Genomic DNA, 18492 nt, shown 5'->3' on the forward strand with positions numbered 1-18492 from the left:
GACTTTGCCCCTTACAGAATAAATCACATTGCCCTACGACAATTTCGGTAATACGCTAAGATCAATAGAGGCCCCGCCGTTTATAGCGGCGGGGCTCTTTTTTCTCAGAGGATATCCCTATCAAAGTCATATATTGCAGTTCCCGGCAATCTATGATATCCTGTTTCCATCAGTTTAAAAGAAAGGAACCCAAATCCTATGACACCCTCCAATGTCTACTACACCACCCTCCGGGCCCGCCCTGGCGACAGTCTGCTGAATAAGCTGGAGCGCCTTTTGGACAGGGCCGGCATGGGCAAGATCGACTTCACCAACAAGTACGTGGCCATCAAGATCCATTTCGGTGAGCCGGGGAACCTGTCCTACCTGCGGCCCAACTACGCCAAGGTGGTGGCGGATTTCATCCGCGCCCGAGGCGGCAAGCCCTTCCTCACCGACTGCAACACCCTCTATGTGGGGGGCCGGAAGAACGCCTTGGACCACTTGGAGAGCGCCTATGTCAACGGCTACTCCCCCACCACCACCGGCTGCCACCTGCTCATTGCCGACGGCCTCAAGGGCACCGACGAGGCCTACGTCCCGGTGGAGGGCGGCGCGTATGTGAAGGAGGCCAAGATCGGCCGGGCCGTGATGGACGCGGACATTGTCATCTCCCTGAACCACTTCAAGGGCCACGAGTGCACAGGCTTCGGTGGTGCGCTGAAGAACTTAGGCATGGGCTGCGGCTCCCGGGCGGGAAAGATGGAGATGCACAGCGCCGGCAAGCCCTTTACCAATCGGGACCTCTGCATCGGCTGCGGCGCCTGCCAGCGGATCTGTGCCCACGATGCCCCCGCCATGACCGACGGGAAGATCTCCATCGACCACGCCAAGTGCGTGGGCTGCGGCCGTTGTATCGGACTGTGCCCCGTGGACGCCATCCAGCCTGCCGAGGACGAGGCCAACGACATTCTCAACTGTAAGATCGCCGAGTATGCCAAGGCGGTGGTCCATGGCCGGCCCGGCTTCCACATCAACTTGGTGATGGATGTCTCCCCCTACTGTGACTGCCACGGGGAGAACGATGTGCCCATGGTGCCGAATGTTGGCATGTTTGCCTCCTTCGACCCGGTGGCCATCGACGTGGCCTGCGCCGATGCGGTGAACGCCATGCCCGTGTACATCGGCAGCGCCCTCTACGAGGCGCAGGGGGAGGGCCACTGCCATGAGGACCACTTCGGCGCCCAGCACCCGGAGACCAACTGGAAAAGCTGCGTGGAGCACGCCGAGAAGATCGGCATTGGCCAGCAGGCGTACACCCTGATCGAGGTAAAATAGGATGACCGACAGCACCACTGACTATTTGCAGGACCTGATTGCCCGAATGGGGACTGTGGAGCAGACGGCGGACAGCCGGGACAGTGTGAGCTGGAAGGCCTGCCGGGAGGCGGAAACCCTCGATGACCTATCCCTCCTCCCCCTCTTGGAGGCGATCATCGCCACCCACCCGAAGCCCAAGGAGCGGCAGATCCGCTGTGACGCCTATTTTGTCTACGGGAAAATTTTGAAAAACCACTTCACCGAGGAGGGCTGTGCCTATTTGATCGGCCGCCTCACGATGGAGAAGAACAAGTATGCCCTCTATCCCCTGTTGGACCTCCTCCGTGACCTGCCCATCCCGGCGGAGATGGACATTGCCCCCATCCTTCAGTGCGTCCGCCACGAGCAGTGGACTGTCCGCTACAGCGCCATCCGGGCCCTGGGGGCCTGCTCTGCGGAGGAGAGCCGGGAGGCCCTGCGCTGGTATCTCCGCCAAGAGGATGAGAAGACGTACCGGCAGGAGATCATCTACGCCCAGGCCTCGTTAGGGAGGATCGGCACACCGGAGGATATCCCGCTGATAGAGCCGCGCCTCCGCAGCCGCAGTCGGGATGTAAAGCTCAGCGCAGAAATTGCCATCGAGCGCATCCGCGCCCGTGCCGCCGGAGAACCGGACCCGTGGGAACCCTCCCGCTGACAAGCGCACAATACAGCAGGAGCCAGTCCAAAAGGACTGGCTCCTGCTTTGGTTTTGCACACATCGGCAGACGCGGCACTATTCTTTTACCGCCGCGTCACTAAGCGTATGGGCCAGAGACTTGGTACTCTCATACAAAGCACGGTAAACCTTCTGATAGGTCTCATATACCTTATGCTTCTCCATATCCGGCTCATAGGTCCGGCCAGGCTTAATAAAGCTGGTCAAACTGGCATAGCTCTCAAATCCCGGATGCTTTACCGCCAGCGCCGCCATCATGGCGTCACCGAAGCAGGCCCCCACCGTTTCCAGCGGGGTGTCCACTGGTTTGCCTAAAATGTCGGCAATAATCTGCATCCATACCGGGTTTTGGGTGCCGCCGCCTACGGCGATAATCCGATCCAGATGTACCTCCGGGTGGCTCTCCATCAGGGCGATCTGCTGGGCGATGGAGTAGCCCACAGACTCCAGGGCGCTGCGGTACAGGTGGGCACGGGTGTGGGATAGGGTCAGGCCAAAAACCACGCCCCGGGCCTTGGGATCGTTCACCGGCGTCCGCTCCCCGGCGAAGTAGGGCAGGGTAACAAGCCCCTCGCTGCCGGCGGGGACGGCCTCCACGCCCTCCATCATGGTCTGGTAGGCATCGGAACCGCCCTCCTGCTCCAAGGCCAGGGCCTCAGGGAAGATGTTGTCCCGATACCACTTGGTGAGGCTGCCGGCGGCGTTGGTGCCGGCGGAGATGTCGCAGAGGCCGGGGACAATGAACTCCTCCCGCCAAAGACGCTCGTCATCCACCAAGGTCTCTGTGCCAAGGATCATGTACACGGAGGAGCCAAGCTGCAGCATCATCTGTCCCGGCTTTACCACGCCGGAGCTGATAGCCTCTGCCCCGGAGTCGTCGGTGCCGGTGATCACCGGCGTGCCCTCGGCAAGACCGGTCTCCGCGGCGGCCTTGGCGGTGACAGTCCCGGCGATGTCCGCCGCTTCCTTCACCGTGGCCAGCTGGTCGGGGCGGCAGATGGGCTCGCAGTACTTGGGCACCGGCTGCCAAGTCTTGGGATCATACAGGGGGTTGAAGCTGGCGAGACCCAAGAAGCGGTCCACTACATACTCCCCGGTGAGCTTGGCGGTGATATAGCTGGAGCCGGTGAGGAACTTGTGGGCCTTGGCGTAGACCTCCGGCTCCTTATTTTTGATCCATAAAATTTTGGGCATCACATCGCTGGAGCAGAGAGGCCGGCCATACCAAGCCAAGATCTGCTCCTCGCCGTACATCTCCGTGAGCTGGGCCATCTCGTCGGTGGCCCGGGCGTCGATGCCGTAGAGGATGGCCTTGCGCAGAGGGTTGCAGTCCTTGTCCACAGGCAGGCAGTCCGCCCCCAGGGCGCTGGCGCCCACAGCCTTGATGTCCTTGGGGTCCACCCCGGACTTCTCAATGAGGGCCTTGCTGATGGTGCAAAAATCCCCCCACCAGTCCTTCTCCGCGTCGTGCTCATAGTGATTGGGCTTGGGGTTGGTCATGGCGTGGGTGGTGGCGTGGAGGGCGACGACCTTGCCGCTCTCGTCCATCAGCACGCCCTTGCTGGAGTTGGTACCGGTGTCGATACCCATAAAGTAAGCGTTTCCCATGGTGTCTCTCCTCTTTTTGTCATCGTTCCATCTGCGCGGCTCTCAAACGCCCTGACGGGGAGTCCAAGAGCTCTATTACAGCAGAAATTTCTCCACAATTTCAACCACCGCGTCGTGGTCATTGTCCCGCTGGGTCACATAGTCAGCGGCGGCTTTCACCTCCGGCAGGGCGTTGGCCACGGCCACACCGATACCGGCGTTCTGGATCATCTCAATGTCGTTGTTGTAATCCCCGGCGGCGATGATCCGCTCCCGGGGGACTCCCAGCCGCTCCGAGAGGCGCTTTAGCCCGCCCCACTTGCTGATTCCCAGGGCCATGAGGTCCACACATTGGTCCTCGGCGGGGGTGCAGTTCATGGGCAGGCGAAGGGCCTCTACCGCCGCGCACACAGGGCCAAGGTCCTCGGTGGCCATAAACCCCTCCACCTGCTCCCAAGGGGTCTCCTCCAGCTTGGTGTAGAGCACCGGGGCGATGCCCAAGTGCTCCACGTACTCGGTAAGCCCCTCACTCCAGCGGTTGACGACCCAGCGCTCCCCGCTGACCACATGGAGCTGGTAGCCGTGGGCGAGACAGTGCTCGATCAGCACCTTGGAGGCTGCGGGGTCGATGCACTGGTTAAAGAGAACTTTCCGGTCCGCGGCGCGCAGCAGCTTGCCGCCGTTGTTGAGCAGCAGGTAGTCGGCATAGGTGCTCTCCCCCCAGAAGGGGTACATGTCGATGTCCCGCCGGCCGGTGGCAAAGCAGATGGTGTGCCCGGCGGCCCGGGCGGCGGTAAGGGCCTGTCGGGTCCGCTGGCTCAGGTGCCGCGTCCGGTCACAGGCGGTATAGTCCAAATCCAAGGCCAAAAGATAGGGCAGCATGGCGCCTCCTTTCGGGCGCTTACAGCGCCGCTCTGACTTTGTACACGACCTCCATAAACGCCTTCACCCGGTCCGCCTTCACCCGGACGTTCTGAAGCTTCTCATTCTCCAGTTTGCCGTCCTCCTTAAAGGTGGTGCCCACCACGGCGGCGTCACTGACGGAGAGCTTATGCGCAATGGTGTCCGGCCGGCAGCCGGTGTTGCAGAGCACCACCACCTCCGGGTTCTTCTTCTTCACCGCGGCCATCAGTTCCTCATCCACGTCCTGACCGGCGGCGCTGGCGCTGATGCACAGGCCATCCGGATGGGCCTTGAAGATGGTGGAGCTGGCAATGTCCGCCAGCGGCCGGGTGTCCAGATTCCGGTCGGACTCGGGGTTGATGAAGTAGAGCATTTTAAGCTCGTCGAGGTGCAGGGCGGCCTTCCGGCGGAGGAGGGCGGAGAAGTCGTTGTCATAGAGTCCGCCGTCCCCTACATAGACGCCGCAGAAGGTACCCCGGACGAACTTGGCATCCACCGCCGCCGCCAGCTCCAGCGTGGCTGCGCCGTCGGAGATACAGTCCACGCCGTAGGGCACGGCGAGTTCGCTTTTCAGCTCCCCGATCACACGGGCCATGGCGGCGGGGGTGACGAAGCTCATGTGCCGCTGATAGGGCAGACTGAACTCATTGGAGAAGAGAACGCCGTCCACACCGCCCTCCTGCAGCGCCCGCAGGTCCTCCCGGGCGTGGGCCGCCACGGTCTCCATACAGTCACCGTAGCGGTAGCGCGGATCACCGGGCAGGGGGTCTAAGTGGAGCATGGCGATAATGGGCTTTTTGACCTTAAACATTTCTTCGGTCCAGAGCATTGCAGTAAAACTCCTTTCTTTCAATGAGGAATGAGGAATTAGGAGTTAGGAATTATTTGAGACAGGAGCTGAGCAGCCGCCCTTGGCGGCGATTTAGTTTTTGTGCAGAGCACAGAAGTGCCTATCTGTCATAGGAGCACCAGAACTCTTGCGCCGTAAGCACAATAAAATCGTCCGGCTCCGCTGGACACCTTCATTCCTAACTCCTAATTCCTCATTCAAACCGCGCCGCTGCCGCAGCGATCTGTGTCGCTGCGGCAGCCGGAGGTGGGAGAGGATCAATAGTCGAACTGGCGGTAGTAGCGGCGGATGGACAGGGGGTGGCGGAGGAAGAGCTCCATGTAGGCGTCCACCCGGTTGTTGACGCCGTGCATCACCAGATGGGAGATGGAGCCACGGTTTTCCTCGCTGATGCCCTTCAGCTCCAGTTCCTTGGTGTCGATGACGGTGTAGTTGGCGCAGACCTTGGGCAGGAACCTGGCCACGCGCTCGGCCAAGGGGCGCTGCTCGTCCTCGCCCATGAACAGCGTCACCGGGGTGTCTGCCACGATGATCTCCTGCATGCCGTGGAAGAACTCCTGGCAGCTGATGGACTTGGTGCGAATCCACATCTGCTCCTCCCAGTAGCACATGGCATAGGAGTAGGTGGCGCCGTACTGGTTGCCGGAGCCGATGAAGTAGTGGGGCAGATCGGGATGATCGGCTAAGAAAGCCACCTTGTTTTTGGCATACTCATAGGCCCAGGCGTCAGCCTCCTTCTCCACATCCACCAGCACCTGCGCCAAATGGGCCTCCATCTCCTTGTTGTACGCCTCGTACTGGGGAAACTCCCCGTTCTTGTACATCAGGTAGTTGGCCACCATGTAGAACTTCAGCTGCTCATTCTTGGGATACATGATCAGGTAGTCCTGCTTGTCGGGGGCGGTGAGGGTGGTACCCGGCGTGTCGATAAAAGCAAAGACCTTGGCGCCGATCTCATGGACCCGGTCCACCAGCTGCACCATCTCCTTGGTGTTGCCGGAGACAGAGGAGTAGATTACCACGCTCTTGTCGGTGAAGCGCTTGTTGCCGGTGGTGAGGAACTCTGCGGCGTTCTCCACGAACACGGGCAGCTTGGACCTGCCCCGCATGTAGACCTCTACCTGCATGCTGGAGGCGTAGGTGCCGCCGATGCCGATGAAGTAGATGCCGTCAAAGCCGTTGTCCCAGATCTGGTCGATAACCTTCTCAATCTGGGGACGCAGAGCCAGAGCGCCGTTGACGCTGTCAATAGCCTCTTTCTCGTTGAAGTCCTTCAGGAAGGGGCCCTCCGTTTCCTTCCACGCCTTTGCCTCAAAGCTCATAACAAAACACTCCTTTTTGAAAATTTTGGGAATGGTACGCTCTTTTATCAGCTTAAAAAATTTTCCCTGCTCCTGCAGGGGGGGCACACTGTGCGCTCCTGCGGAAATCCTCTGTTCTGCTCAGTAAATGGGCGTTGTCGCCATGTCCAGACCGCAGAAGAACTGAAAGGCCAGTTGCACCGCCTTGTCCCAGTAGGGCCACTCGTGGTCGCCGGGGCCCTCGATATAGGTGTGGCCGTAACCCGCCGCCTCCGCCGCCTGACGGAAGGTCTGATTGGCCCCGTAGAGGAAGTCCTCGGTGCCGCAGAGCTGGATCAGCCGGGGACGGTCCAAGTTCCCTGCCTGCCCCCGTACCAGCGCGATCACGTCGTCCTCCTCTCCGCAGACACCGCTGGGATGGAGGGCGCGAACCTCCTCCGGAAGGAAGTCCGGCCACTCCCCACGAAGGATCATCCGGAGAAATCCGGGGTAATCCAGTACACCGGAGAGAGCCGCCGCGCCGCCGAAGCGTTCCGGGCAGCGGAGAGCCGCCTTCACGGCTCCGTAGCCCCCCATGCTGTCTCCGGCGACAAAGGTGTTCTCCCGGCTCTGGTTCAGGCGGAACCAAGTGCCGCAGATGGCGGGCAGCTCCTCTGAGACATAGGTAAAGTATTTTGCCCCCTCGGGCTTGTCACAATAGAAGCTGCGCTGGACCTCGGGCATAATGATGATAAAGTTGTACTTCTTGGCGTAATACTCGATCTTGGAGAACCGCGTCCACTCCACACAGCTTCCGGAGAGACCGTGGAGCAGATAGAGCACCCGCGGCGTGCCGGAGATCACCGGGGTCACGTCGTTGGAATTCTCGGGAAAGATCACTTGGACGCCGGTGGTCATCTTCAGACTGTCGGAGTAAAAATCGCCGCGAAACAGACCCATAAAAATCCTCCCTTTTTCCGCCGGACCGCTACTTCTTAAAGTGGACGCTGAAATTGCACTTGTCCCCCCGGGCATAGTTCCGGTTGAACTCCACCACACGGCCCTGGTCATCGTAGGTGGTGGCCTCAAAGAGCATTACCGGCGTCTCCGGCTCAATCTCCAGCATCCGCGCGTCACTGAGGTCCAGCTGTACCAGATCCAGCGTCTGTCTGGCCCGCTCCAAGCGGATGTTGTAGAAGTCATAGACCTCATACACGGAGAAGATGGACAGGTCAATTCCCTCGATCTTGGGCACCAAGTACCGGGGGATGTAGATCTCCTCCAAGGAGATGGGCTCGCTGTTGGCATAGCACAGGCGCTTGATGTAGTAGATGTCGTCCTCCGGCTGGATGCCGAACATCAGGCTGTAGTTCTCCCCCGCCGGACGCATGGCGCGGCTGACCACCTTGATGGATGGCTTGAGCCGCTTGTCCAGCATGGTCTGCGTAAATCCCTGAAGCTCGTCTAAGTCCCGCTCCATCTTCCGGCAGAGGACGTAACCCCCCTTCCCCGGCACCCGCCGGAGGAGGCCCTCCTGCACTAAAATATCAATGGCGTTGCGCACGGTCTGACGGGTGATGCCGTAGCTCTCCGCCAGCTCGCACTCCGAGGGGAGGGCCGTGAGAGGCGGGTACTCCCCCTCTTCGATCTTGCTGCGCACCAGCTCCCGCATCTGCAGGTACAGCGGCGCCTGATAGCTCATACCGGCCATGGCTTTCCCCCTTTTTTTGTGCAAATTAGGGATGAGGAATTTTCCCCTTCTCAAGCTGTTGGGAATGGTGTGATAAACTGTCCGGGGAGCGGGGGCTTACCAAGCGCCGAAGTATTTCAGTGTCTCGGTGGCATTGGCGGCGCCCTTCTCCATGGCCTGATCAATGGTGAGGCCATCGGTGATGCCCAGCAGGAAGCCGGCGATGTAGCTGTCGCCAGCGCCCATGGTGTCCACCACCTTGTCGCAGGGGACAATGCCGAACTTGTGGAATTCCTTGCCGTCATAGCAGAGGCTGCCGTGCTCGCCTAACATGGCGATAACCAGCTTGGGACCGCGGCTGTGGTAGCCCTTCATCTGGTCCCGCAGGGCCACCGTGTCCCCCGCCTCGCTGGAGAAGAACAGGTAGTCGCTGTGGGGCATGGCCACTTGGCTGGCCTCGTCCTCGGGACGGTCGGCGCAGTCGAAGGCGGTCTTGATCCCCCGCCGCTGGAGCTCGGGGAACTGGCCCTCCACCTTGCCCCACAGGTCGCAGACCACCACGTCGTGGGTACAGATGAAGTCCATATCCGCCTCGGTGAGGCGGTAGTCCGCCAGTACGCCCTCGTCATAGTCGCCAAAGACGCGCTCGCCGTCTAAGAGCTCCACTTGGGAGACAGCGGTCTTGCCGCTCTCGGTGTGAAGGTGGGAGATGTCCACGCCCTTGGCGGCGATGGCCTTGCGCATGATCGTGCCGAACTCGTCGTCGCCCACGGGGCCGGTATAGGAGGACTGGCCCCCCAGACGGACGGTATAGACGGCCATGTTCACCGGCCCGCCGCCGGGGTAGGCCTTGCCGTCCTCTATGTTGCTGTAAAAGTCGATGCAGTTGCTGCCCACTGCTGCAAGTTTCATCGTGAATAGCTCCTTTCACCGGGACGCGGTCCCCGCCGCCGCCCCGCTATTTTGGCCGGTGCCGCTGCCGCGCAGTCCTATTGGCTGTACCGGCGCAGCACCGTGGAGAAGCGGACCTTGTCCGCCCGGACCACCGATTTGCAGTATTCCACCAAGCGGTCCTCTGCGTCCCGGGTGGTGCCGCTGAGATAGAAGAGGTAGTCCCCCTCCGCCACATCCAAATACTTGGCCTCGTCCTCGGTGGCGTAGGTGATGCCCACGGACTCCTGCCCGTGGTCGGGATAGACGCCGTAGTACCCCAGCACCCGATAGAGCGACTCATCGGTAAAGTCGTACTCCTCGATGCCGCGGCAGAATTCATAGTTGATGTAGCTGCACTCCACCATGTAGGGAGCCCCGTCCATAATCCGCAGCCGCCGGAGATAGAACACCTTGTGACCCAAGGGTATCTCCATCTTCTTGGAGAGGTATTTGTTGCACTCGATCACCTGCACATCCAGCACCACATTTCTGAGCAGATGCCCCGCCCCCCGTACCGACTCGGTGGTGGACTTGGCATCTTGGAGGTGCCGCTCCAGCCTCGGCGGGGCCACATAGGTCCCAGAGCCCTTCAGACTGTAGAGCTTTCCCTCGGCGGTAAGGCGCTTGATGGCGCTGCGCAGCGTGGTCCGGTTCAGGTTCCACATCTCGCACATCTCCCGCTCCGCGGGCAGTTTATCCTGCGGTGACAGCTTATGCCGCCGGATATAGCACTCAATCTTTTCCACCGCCTCATCCCGCGGCCGAATCTGCTTCTGCTGCTCCATACGCCTCACCCCCTTGGTGGAATTATGAATTGTGGTGCCGCCTCTGGCGACGGATTTGAACTTTTGGAATGGGAAGTATAGGGAAGGGACGGGGTGCCTGTGTTTCAGGGGAGAAGGCAGGCTCCTCCTTCTGCCGGCAAGATCCAAATCATCCGGCTTTGTTGGATACATCCATTCATTCCTGATTCCTCATTCCAATGCGATAAAAAGTGGGCGGGGCTGCTGGCTGCGTTGGCGCGGCCAGCAGCCCCGGTCGGTTTAGCGATCCTGCTGTGTGGGAGGGAATCAGCCGTTGGCCTGCTTGTTCTTCCGATCCCAGAAGTAGAAGGCGGGCAGGCCGGTGCCTAAGGCCAGCAGGGCGCAGACAAGGCCGGCGATGGGGGCGTAGATGAACTGCCCCCAGATCAGGGTGGCCGTCATGAACATGGCGATGCAGGGCATGACCAAGCCGCCGGGAATGTGGTAGGTGGGCTTATAGTGGGCCTTTTTGCGCAGAACGAAGATGGTGCCGAAGGTGAGGAAGTTCTTCACCAGAGCCACCAAGGTGAAGTAGCCCAGCAGATCCGCCAGACTGGTGGCGAAGATCAGCACGATGGCCACGGCGCACTGCACCACGATGGAGAACGCCGGGGTTTGGTACTTGGGATGGACCTGACCGAAGGCCTTGAAGAACAGATTGTCCTTGGCCATGGCGTACTCGATACGGGGCTGGTACATAATGCAGCTGGAGAGGGAGCCGATAACCACGATGATGGCCATGATAGCCACCACGGTCTGGGCGGCGCCGCCGATGACGGGGATCTTGGAGGCCATCAGGGCGATGGGCGCGTCGGAGGCGGCCAGCTCGTCGATGGTCAGAAGGCCGGAGGCCACGATGGTCAGACCTGCGTAGAGAGCCAGCACCACAACAGCGGTGAGGACCAGACCGCGGGGCATGTTCTTCTCGGGCTCCTTGATTTCGCCGGACATGTAGCAGGCGGCGGCCATGCCGTCATAGGACCAAGTGGTGGCGGAGACGCCGGCCACCAGAGCCGCGAAGCCGCCCACGCTGGCGCCGGCCAGAGGCGTGGAGGACATAAAGATCTCACCGTTGATGAAGAACAGACCCACGCCGATGATCAGCACGAAGGGCAGGATCTTAAAGGCGGTGATGATGGTCTGGAAGGCGCCGCCGCCCTCCACAGAGCGCAGGTGCATGAACATGAAGAAGATGACAGCCGCCACGGCGATGCACCGAAGCACGAAGGGGCTGGCATGCAGGAAGACGCCTAAGTAGTTGGCCACGGCCAGCGCCATGATGGAGATGGACGGAGGGTCAGTGGCCCAGAAGCTGATCCAGCCGCAGAGGAAGGCCAGGGGGCGGGAACCGGCTTCACGGAAATAGACGTACTGTCCGCCGTCCTCGGGGAAGGCGGAGGCCAGCTCTGCATAGCAGAAGTTGGCGGGGATCTGAAGCAGACCGCCGATGACGAAGGCCAGCACCAGAAACAGGCAGCTGCCGGCGGCATTGGCCACCTCGGACAACGAGGAGAAGATACCGGAACCCACGGTGGTGCCCACGCCCAAGGCGATGACCGCGCCGAGTCCCAGTTTGCGCCCTAACTCTTGGTTAGTCGCAGGGGTTTTCTCGTTAGACATAGCTTTGCTCCTTTCACATTTGCGGCAGACCGGCTGTGCAGGCCGCTCTGTCCTCTCTCTTTGACACACACAGTGCCGCTTTGCTGGGAAATACCTCTGTGCTTCCCCTGCCGTTACCGACAGGACTATTATCCCGGCGAAAGGCCGCCGTTATAATACTGCTTTGAGTGAGGAGTGAGGAATTAGGGATGGAGGTGCTGCCGCAGGCGGCAGATTTGGAATTGGTCCGCTGTGCGGCCTCCAAACTCTCCGCTCTCAAAAATTCCTCATTCCGAATTGCCCCTACTCCCCCTCCACAATCACCAAGATGTTGCGGGAGGCGGGGCCATCGTATTCGCAGAAGTATACGTCCTGCGCGCCGCCCCGGTTGATTTTGCCGTCCTGGATCAAAAAGTGGCAGTGGCTGCCGGTCACCAGAGCCTTCAGATGCCCAGTGGGATTGCCGGCGGTGGAGCCGTAGTCCCGGAGCATCCGGGCGTGGCTGTAGGGCCGGTCCTCCGGGGCGAAGAGACTCAGGGCCACGGCAATGTCGCTCTCCAGACACTCCAGAGCCTCATTCACCGTGACGCCGGTGGTGGTGTGCTTGGTCAGCACTGTCACCATGCCGTTTTTCACGCCGCTCTCCGCCACAATGGCCTCCACCTGCGGTGTGATCACATCAAACTCGTTATAGACCTTAGTCAGAATGTGGATGGTCTTGACATACTGCATCTTGTTCGCCCTCCCCTCAGTCCAGCCCGCCGAGGAACTCCACGGCGTTAAGCCCCTTCACCAGCTCCAGCGTGCTGTCCCGGAGGCCGATTTTTGTGATGGCATCAGCCATGCGGATCTGCTCGAACCGGGGATTGTTGGACCCGAACATCACTTGGTGCCGGAGGCTCCGGTCGATCCAAGTCACGGGGATGTCCTTGGTAAAGGTCTGGGTGTAGAACTCATAGGCGTTGTCGAAGTACAGCGCGCCGGTGTCGGCGTAGACATTGGGATACTTCACCATCAGCATAGCCGCTTCCCGCACCCAAGGCCAAGCAAAGTGGCCCAAACAGATACGGAGCCTGGGATGCTTTTCGGCCACCTCCTCAAAGGCGGTGGGCTGACAGTATCGGGTAAAGGTATCCGGCTCCCAGGAGAGGCCGGCATGGAACAGGATGGGCTTGTCATACCGCTCGCAGACCTGATAGATGGCCTCCAGCCGCTCCTCGCCGGGCATAAAGTGCTGCCGCCCGGGATGGAGCTTCAGGCCCTTCAGCTTCAGCCGCGTAAAGGCCTCCTCCAGCCGATCCGGCGCCTCCGGATCAAAGGGGTCCGCACTGGCAAAGCCAATAAACCGATCCGGCGCCAGATTCACCAGCGTGCGGATCTCCTCGTTGCTCACCAACGCACAGCCCACGGTGGAGGTGTAGTCCTCCGGCAGCAAACACAGCTTATCAAGACCGGCGCAGCGCATCTGATTAAAGATGTGCTCCAGCGGCGCGGTCCCATTCTTATGAATGTCCAGCTCCTGATGCCGCAGCTCCTCCCGATTCTCGTCGGCATTGATGGGCTCGTAGAAGGCAGGATGAACATGAATGTCGATGAACATAGTTCCCCTCACTTTTTCAAACTTAGGAATTAGGAATCAGGCGTGGAGGTGCCCGCCTGCGGTGGCAGATTTGGAATTGAGCCGCTGCGCGGCCTCCAGACGCTCTGTTTTTCCCTCTTTATTCTCCACTCTCAAAAATTCCTGATTCCTCATTACTGAAAGTCTACCGCCGCCATCATCGCGCGGGTGTTGTCGATGGCGCGCTTGGCGTAAAACCGGGGCTCATTGATGTAGCCGGTGACCAGCTCCAAGGTGGCGGTGCGGCTGTAGCCGATGCGCTTGAGCTCGTACATCATCTCTTGGAGGGGCATGGCGCCCTCGCCGGGGATGATGTGGCTGTCGGTGCCCTGCTCGCCGTCGATGATGTGCATATGGTCCATCTTGTCGCCCATCTTGTCGAAGTAGGCCATGATGCTCTCGTGCTGGACGAAGGGGGGCACCACGTCGCACATGCCCACCACGTAGGGGTTGTCAACCCGGCGGAACAGCTCCACCAAGTCGTTGGCCCTGGTGAAGAAGTTGGACTCGTAGGGAGTCAGCGCCTCCACCGTCAGCTTCACGCCCACCTTGGCCGCGTGGTCGCCCAGCTCCCGGATGGTCTTTTCAAGCCGGGTCCACAGCTCCTCATAGGTGGCCAGATATCCGCCGTTGGCGGGGCTGGTGAGAACGAACTCCGCCCCCATCTCCTTGGCCATGTCCAGCGACAGCTTTAAGTAGTTCACCGCATCCTCTCTCTGGGACTCGGAACCGATCATGTAGTTGTAGGGATAGCCGTTGTGCTCCGGGGTATAGCCGATAACGGGCATCTCATACTTGTCGATGAGGCGCTTGACCTCGTTGATATCCCCGGCCTTCAGATCCGGGGCATAGGCGTGGGGACGTCCCCCCCACAGCTCAATGTAGTCATAGCCGTACTCCTTGGCGTCAGCGAAGCAGTGCTCCAAGGGGTTGCGCTGATAGCCGGAGGTAAACATACCAAGCTTCATGGATCATCTCTCCTTTTCAAAAATTCTCCTTCAAAAACCGGTCCCAAGGACCAGCCATTACTTCTCCTCGATCACCCAAGGCTCAAAGACCTGTACCACCTGCGCGGCCACCTCGGCGCCCTTCTCCATGGAGGCCTTGACGCTAAGCCCGTTCAGCACGCCGTAGAGGAAGCCGGAGATAAAGCTGTCGCCGGCGCCCACGGTGTTGACCACGCGCTCCGCCGGGCAGATGCCGCAGGTGATGAACTCCTTCCCGTCATAGGCAAGGCTCCCTTTGTCGCCGAAGGTAGCCACGGCCACCTTCATCCCCCGGTCCACCTTGTCCTTGAGGAAGCTCTCAATAAAGGCGTCCCGCTCCTTGTGGTAGGAGTAGAACCCGTAGTCCACAAAGGGCAGGGTGCTCTCCACCAAGGGGTGGTCCAGACGGTCGGCGTAGTCGAAGCTCACCAGCACGCCGGGGTTTTTCTCCTTGATCTTGGGCAGCGTGTTCTCCGCCATACCCCAGAGGGCGGTGTGGACCAGCGCATGGCTGGCGGCAAAGGCGATGTCCTCCTCGTCAAAGACGATGTGCTCCATAACGCCCTCGATGTAGTCCCCGTGGACGCGGTCATTGCCGTTCATGGACATATAGGTGATGGCCGTGGGGCCGTCGCCCACCTTCAGATGGCTGATGTCCATGCCTTCATCCTTCAGACTGCGGACCATCCACTCCCCGGCCTCGTCGCTGCCGGTGGTGCTGATGATGGCTGTGGAGACCCCCAGTTTCTGAAGATTTACCCCGGTGTCCACACAGTTCCCTGTGGGATAGCGCCGGTTGACCTCCTGTCCGTCAATGGTGACATAGAAGTCAATGCAGTTGTCGCCGATCATTGCTGCTCTCATATCGCTTTACTTACACTCCTCCGTCTGGTATAGACAAGTGGCGAGACTTTTCAAACCACATTTTGAAGTATACGGAATTTAGTGACCTTCCGTCAAGCTGAAAATCAGACGAAAAACCGGGGACTCTTTTAGCGAATTTTCCTACATTGGTACAGTTGAATAAATTATTACTATACCAATTCAGGGGCTGTTTTTTGTGCTCTCTGCCGAATAAATTGCCGAAACCCCTGCAAACAGTGTGGTCCTTCCACAAATATCTGATTTAATTTGTATGTTAGTTGATTAACAGCCAGACCAATTTCTGTCCGCCTTCACAAAAGAAAAATGGAGTCCTTTGGTATAGGGGGCAGGCAAAAAACCAGACCTGTTTCAACAGTTTAGATAAAAAAACAGACCAAAACTTAGCCGTTCAGCTGAAAAGCCCCTGTGACCCTTGCGGGAAAAAAGGGGGCGTGCTATAGTTGTAGCAATAGATTTCCGGCTCTGATGTGCAGCAGGACCGGTGGTCTGCCTCTGTGGTTCTCCTTCCCCGGAAATTTTCAGAAGCTGTCTACACAGCTTCCGCGGGGGCTCTTGCCCCCCATCAGCGCGGCGCCGCCACGGCGCCGCCGGATAAGGAGTGTAACATACCTATGTCAACTATTGCCGAGCTTGTACTGCAGTCTAACTGCATCTTTACAGCCGCTGGGGAGGCCCCCTTCGCCGGCTATGTGACCATTGCGGAGGGCAAAATCACCGCCGTAGGCAAGGGAGAGTGCCCCGCCGAGTACAAGGGTGACGCCACCAAGGTCTACGACTTGGGGGACCGCACCGTGTCCCCGGGCTTCTCTGATGTCCATTGCTTCTTCACCGGTTACTCCGTGGGCTTCGTGGGGGCGGACCTTGCCGCCGCCAAGAGTTGTACGGATCTGGTGGCCTTGGCCAAGGAGCAGGAGAAGCGGACCCGTGCCGGCCACCCCGTTCTGGGCCACGGCTGGAATGCGGAGGTCATCCACCCCGAGGGCACCGCCCTCTTGGACGAGGCCTTCGGCGATCGTCCGGTGGTCCTCTTTGCCGAGGGGCGGGAGACCTGCTGGATGAACCAAGCGGCCCAAAAGGCATACCAATTCACCCCGGAGACCTGCTGGCCGGAGAGCTACGTCCGCCTGCTGCCGGAGATCATCGGTGACCGCTCCTTCAGTGAGCCGGAGTTCCGCAAGTACATGCAGATGATGAACAGCCGCGGCGTCACCTCCGTCAAGGAGATGGGCTTTGACACCTTCTGCGGCTTTACCGACGTTTTGGCCGACTTGGAGAAGGCCGGCGAGCTGAGCCTCCGGGTCCACTTCATGAGCCAGCCTGTGGGCGAGCCTATGAATCTCAGCTACGGCAGAGCCATGCGGGAGAAGTTCCAAGGTGAGTTTGTCCGCTTCTCCGGCTACAACCAGATGACCGACGGTTCCATCAGCCAGCTCTGCGGCGACTTAAAGAAGCCCTACCTCTGTGCGGATACCACCTGTGCCCAAGATATCAACTGGCAGCTTTTGGGAGACGATGCCCGCGCCGCCGACGCCGAGGGCTTCCGCTTCTCCCTCCATGCCCAGGGCGACGCCGCCATCGGCAAGGTCCTTGACATCTACGAGACCTGTAAGCGGGACGAAAACGGCCGCATGGTAAACCGCCACAGCATCACGGACTTGGAGTTCAGCGACCCCGCCGACTTGGAGCGGATGGGCCGGATGGGCGTCATCGCCGAGGTGTACCCCCAGATCCAGTCCATTGCCGACCGGGCCGGCAAGCTCAGCATGATCGAGGAGAAGATCGGCATGGACCGGGGCCGGTACTACTGGAACCGCCGGAAGATGGCGGACAGCGGCGTGACCCTCTCCTGCGGCACGGACCTGCCCATGCTGATTGACGACATTCCCGAGTCTGTCTACTGCGCGGTAGGCGGCTACTTCCCTGAAGGCGGCGAGCCTTTCAACCCCCAGAACATGCTCACCGTGGAGGAGCTTCTCGCCGCTTGGACCCGCGGCGGCGCCTACAACTTGGGCTGTGAGGCGGACCTTGGCACCTTAGAGCCTGGCAAGAAGGCGGACATCGCGGTCCTCTCCGGCAATCTCTTCACCGTCCCCGTCCAGGACGCCCGCGCTTTGAAGGTAGACCTGACCCTCTTAGGGGGGAAGGAAGTTTACAGCGTACTCTGACCGCCCGCCAAACGAACCGGGCCCGGAGGGAGAATACGTCCATCCGGGCCCGATATTTTAGTTGGGAGTGAGGAGCTGCGGCGCCGCCTTGCGGCGGCGGATTTAGGGGATTTATATGTTTCATAGACGCAGAGAGTTTGAGCGCCATCCATAGCCATCAAATTTTAATCGTCCGGCGCAGGCCGGACACCTTCACTCCAAACTCATCCCAAACAGCCTCCTGACTTGGCTTTTCCGCCAAGCCATGCAAGAAAGGAGAACCCGCCATGTCCAACCTCACCATGCAGGATATTGCCGTTATGAGCGTATCCTTTGTACAGCATACCTTTCCCTTCTACCTGAACTCCATGGCCAAGTGCGGCCTGAAGAATATCGACATGTGGGGCGGCGCGCCCCACTACTGCCGTCTGGATTACGCCACCTCCGGCGCGGCGGCGGCTAAGATTCGGGAGCTTCGCTCCTGTATGGCTGATCAGGGGATGCAGGTGGTGATCTATACCCCTGAGACCTTGGGTTATCCGATGAGCTACTCCGCCCTCGATTCCGCCCTTCGGGACCGGACGGTGGACTATATGAAGTACGCCATGGAGGATGCCTTGGCCTTTGGGACCAATCGGGTGTTCCTCAACACCGGCTGCCATCCCCGGGATCTCCCCCGGGAGGAGGGCTGGAAGCGCACCGCCGACAGTTACCGCCGCCTCTGTGATGTGGCGGAGAAGTGGGGAATTCAGCTGGTTTTGGAGCAGCTTCAGCCCTATGAGAGCAATCTGGTGCTGAATTTGGCGGATATCAAGCGGATGCTCCGTGAGGTGGACTCCCCCGCCCTCTGCTGCTGTGTGGACCTGGTGGCCATGGAGGTGGCCGGGGACACGCTGGAGGACTTCTGTAAGGACCTGGGCGACAAGCTCCAGTGGGTCCACTACTCCGACAGCCACCACTTGATCCTGGGGGACGGGGACTACGGCCGGGAGAAGTTGGAGGGCTGGGTCCGCACCTTGGAGAAGTACCACTATCAGAATTGTATTGATTTGGAGATCAACGACTCCCTCTATTGGGAGGACCCCCATACCTCTGTCCAGCGGTCGGCGGAGTATTTGAGGGAATTTTTGCCGGAGCGGTAAGGGCGCGTCCCCCGTGGAGGCACTGCGGCGGGAAAAGGCGGCTGATGCGGCTCGG

At 60.0% G+C, this 18492-nt stretch carries 17 protein-coding genes; 4 read left to right on the forward strand and 13 right to left on the reverse strand.

All coding sequences use genetic code 11. From position 1 onward, the window contains the following. Positions 1–198: 198 nt before the first annotated feature. The gene (locus D5269_RS09410) at positions 199–1317 is read left to right on the forward strand and encodes a DUF362 domain-containing protein (protein ID WP_016316383.1); all 1119 of its coding nucleotides are present in this window, start codon (positions 199–201) and stop codon (positions 1315–1317) included. Position 1318: 1 nt separating this feature from the next. Beyond that, the gene (locus D5269_RS09415; protein WP_016316382.1) at positions 1319–1996 is read left to right on the forward strand and encodes a HEAT repeat domain-containing protein; all 678 of its coding nucleotides are present in this window, start codon (positions 1319–1321) and stop codon (positions 1994–1996) included. 78 nt (positions 1997–2074) lie between these two features. On the opposite strand, the gene D5269_RS09420 is transcribed toward D5269_RS09415, so the two are convergent. The 13 genes from D5269_RS09420 to frlD (D5269_RS09480) all read right to left on the reverse strand — a co-directional run bounded on the left by D5269_RS09420 (position 2075) and on the right by frlD (D5269_RS09480) (position 15130). Next, the gene (locus D5269_RS09420; protein WP_120484622.1) at positions 2075–3625 is read right to left on the reverse strand and encodes an FGGY-family carbohydrate kinase; all 1551 of its coding nucleotides are present in this window, start codon (positions 3623–3625) and stop codon (positions 2075–2077) included. Positions 3626–3700: 75 nt separating this feature from the next. Further along, entirely contained in the window at positions 3701–4486 is a 786-nt protein-coding gene (locus D5269_RS09425) for a Cof-type HAD-IIB family hydrolase (protein ID WP_016316380.1), read from the reverse strand. Between the two features lie 19 nt (positions 4487–4505). Further along, a complete protein-coding gene (locus tag D5269_RS09430) occupies positions 4506–5336 on the reverse strand; it encodes a BtpA/SgcQ family protein (protein ID WP_016316379.1) in 831 nt (276 codons plus the stop codon). Positions 5337–5614: 278 nt separating this feature from the next. After that, positions 5615–6766 carry an SIS domain-containing protein gene (locus D5269_RS09435; RefSeq protein WP_016316378.1) on the reverse strand — a complete coding sequence of 384 codons (1152 nt, stop codon included), beginning with the start codon at positions 6764–6766 and terminating at the stop codon, positions 5615–5617. Between the two features lie 33 nt (positions 6767–6799). Then, a complete protein-coding gene (locus D5269_RS09440; RefSeq protein ID WP_016316377.1) occupies positions 6800–7597 on the reverse strand; it encodes an alpha/beta hydrolase family protein in 798 nt (265 codons plus the stop codon). 28 nt (positions 7598–7625) lie between these two features. Beyond that, positions 7626–8348, reverse strand: coding sequence for a GntR family transcriptional regulator (locus D5269_RS09445; RefSeq protein ID WP_120484623.1), 723 nt, complete (start codon positions 8346–8348; stop codon positions 7626–7628). Between the two features lie 96 nt (positions 8349–8444). Beyond that, the gene (gene frlD / locus D5269_RS09450; protein ID WP_016316375.1) at positions 8445–9239 is read right to left on the reverse strand and encodes a fructoselysine 6-kinase; all 795 of its coding nucleotides are present in this window, start codon (positions 9237–9239) and stop codon (positions 8445–8447) included. Between the two features lie 77 nt (positions 9240–9316). Then, entirely contained in the window at positions 9317–10045 is a 729-nt protein-coding gene (locus tag D5269_RS09455; RefSeq protein WP_022788462.1) for a GntR family transcriptional regulator, read from the reverse strand. Positions 10046–10330: 285 nt separating this feature from the next. After that, entirely contained in the window at positions 10331–11683 is a 1353-nt protein-coding gene (locus D5269_RS09460) for an amino acid permease (protein ID WP_016316373.1), read from the reverse strand. A 282-nt stretch (positions 11684–11965) separates the two neighbouring features. After that, complete coding sequence (locus tag D5269_RS09465; protein WP_016316372.1) at positions 11966–12394, reverse strand: secondary thiamine-phosphate synthase enzyme YjbQ; 429 nt, start codon at positions 12392–12394, stop codon at positions 11966–11968. 16 nt (positions 12395–12410) lie between these two features. Then, positions 12411–13262 carry an amidohydrolase family protein gene (locus D5269_RS09470; protein ID WP_016316371.1) on the reverse strand — a complete coding sequence of 284 codons (852 nt, stop codon included), beginning with the start codon at positions 13260–13262 and terminating at the stop codon, positions 12411–12413. A gap of 152 nt (positions 13263–13414) precedes the next feature. Further along, positions 13415–14248 (reverse strand): fructoselysine 3-epimerase, encoded by an 834-nt coding sequence (frlC, locus tag D5269_RS09475; RefSeq protein ID WP_016316369.1) that lies wholly within the window; start codon positions 14246–14248, stop codon positions 13415–13417. Positions 14249–14305: 57 nt separating this feature from the next. Next, on the reverse strand, positions 14306–15130 hold the full coding sequence (gene frlD / locus D5269_RS09480; RefSeq protein ID WP_120484624.1) for a fructoselysine 6-kinase: 825 nt from the start codon (positions 15128–15130) through the stop codon (positions 14306–14308). A gap of 632 nt (positions 15131–15762) precedes the next feature. Between frlD (D5269_RS09480) and D5269_RS09485 the strand changes: the two genes are divergently transcribed. Both D5269_RS09485 and D5269_RS09490 read left to right on the forward strand, forming a co-directional pair. Continuing rightward, positions 15763–17316 (forward strand): amidohydrolase family protein, encoded by a 1554-nt coding sequence (locus D5269_RS09485; RefSeq protein WP_016316367.1) that lies wholly within the window; start codon positions 15763–15765, stop codon positions 17314–17316. A 266-nt stretch (positions 17317–17582) separates the two neighbouring features. Further along, a complete protein-coding gene (locus D5269_RS09490) occupies positions 17583–18437 on the forward strand; it encodes a TIM barrel protein (RefSeq protein ID WP_016316366.1) in 855 nt (284 codons plus the stop codon). Positions 18438–18492: the final 55 nt, after the last annotated feature.

Origin of the sequence: Anaerotruncus sp. 1XD42-93 (assembly GCF_009917605.1) — a bacterium.
Classification (GTDB): Bacteria; Bacillota; Clostridia; order Oscillospirales; family Ruminococcaceae; genus Anaerotruncus.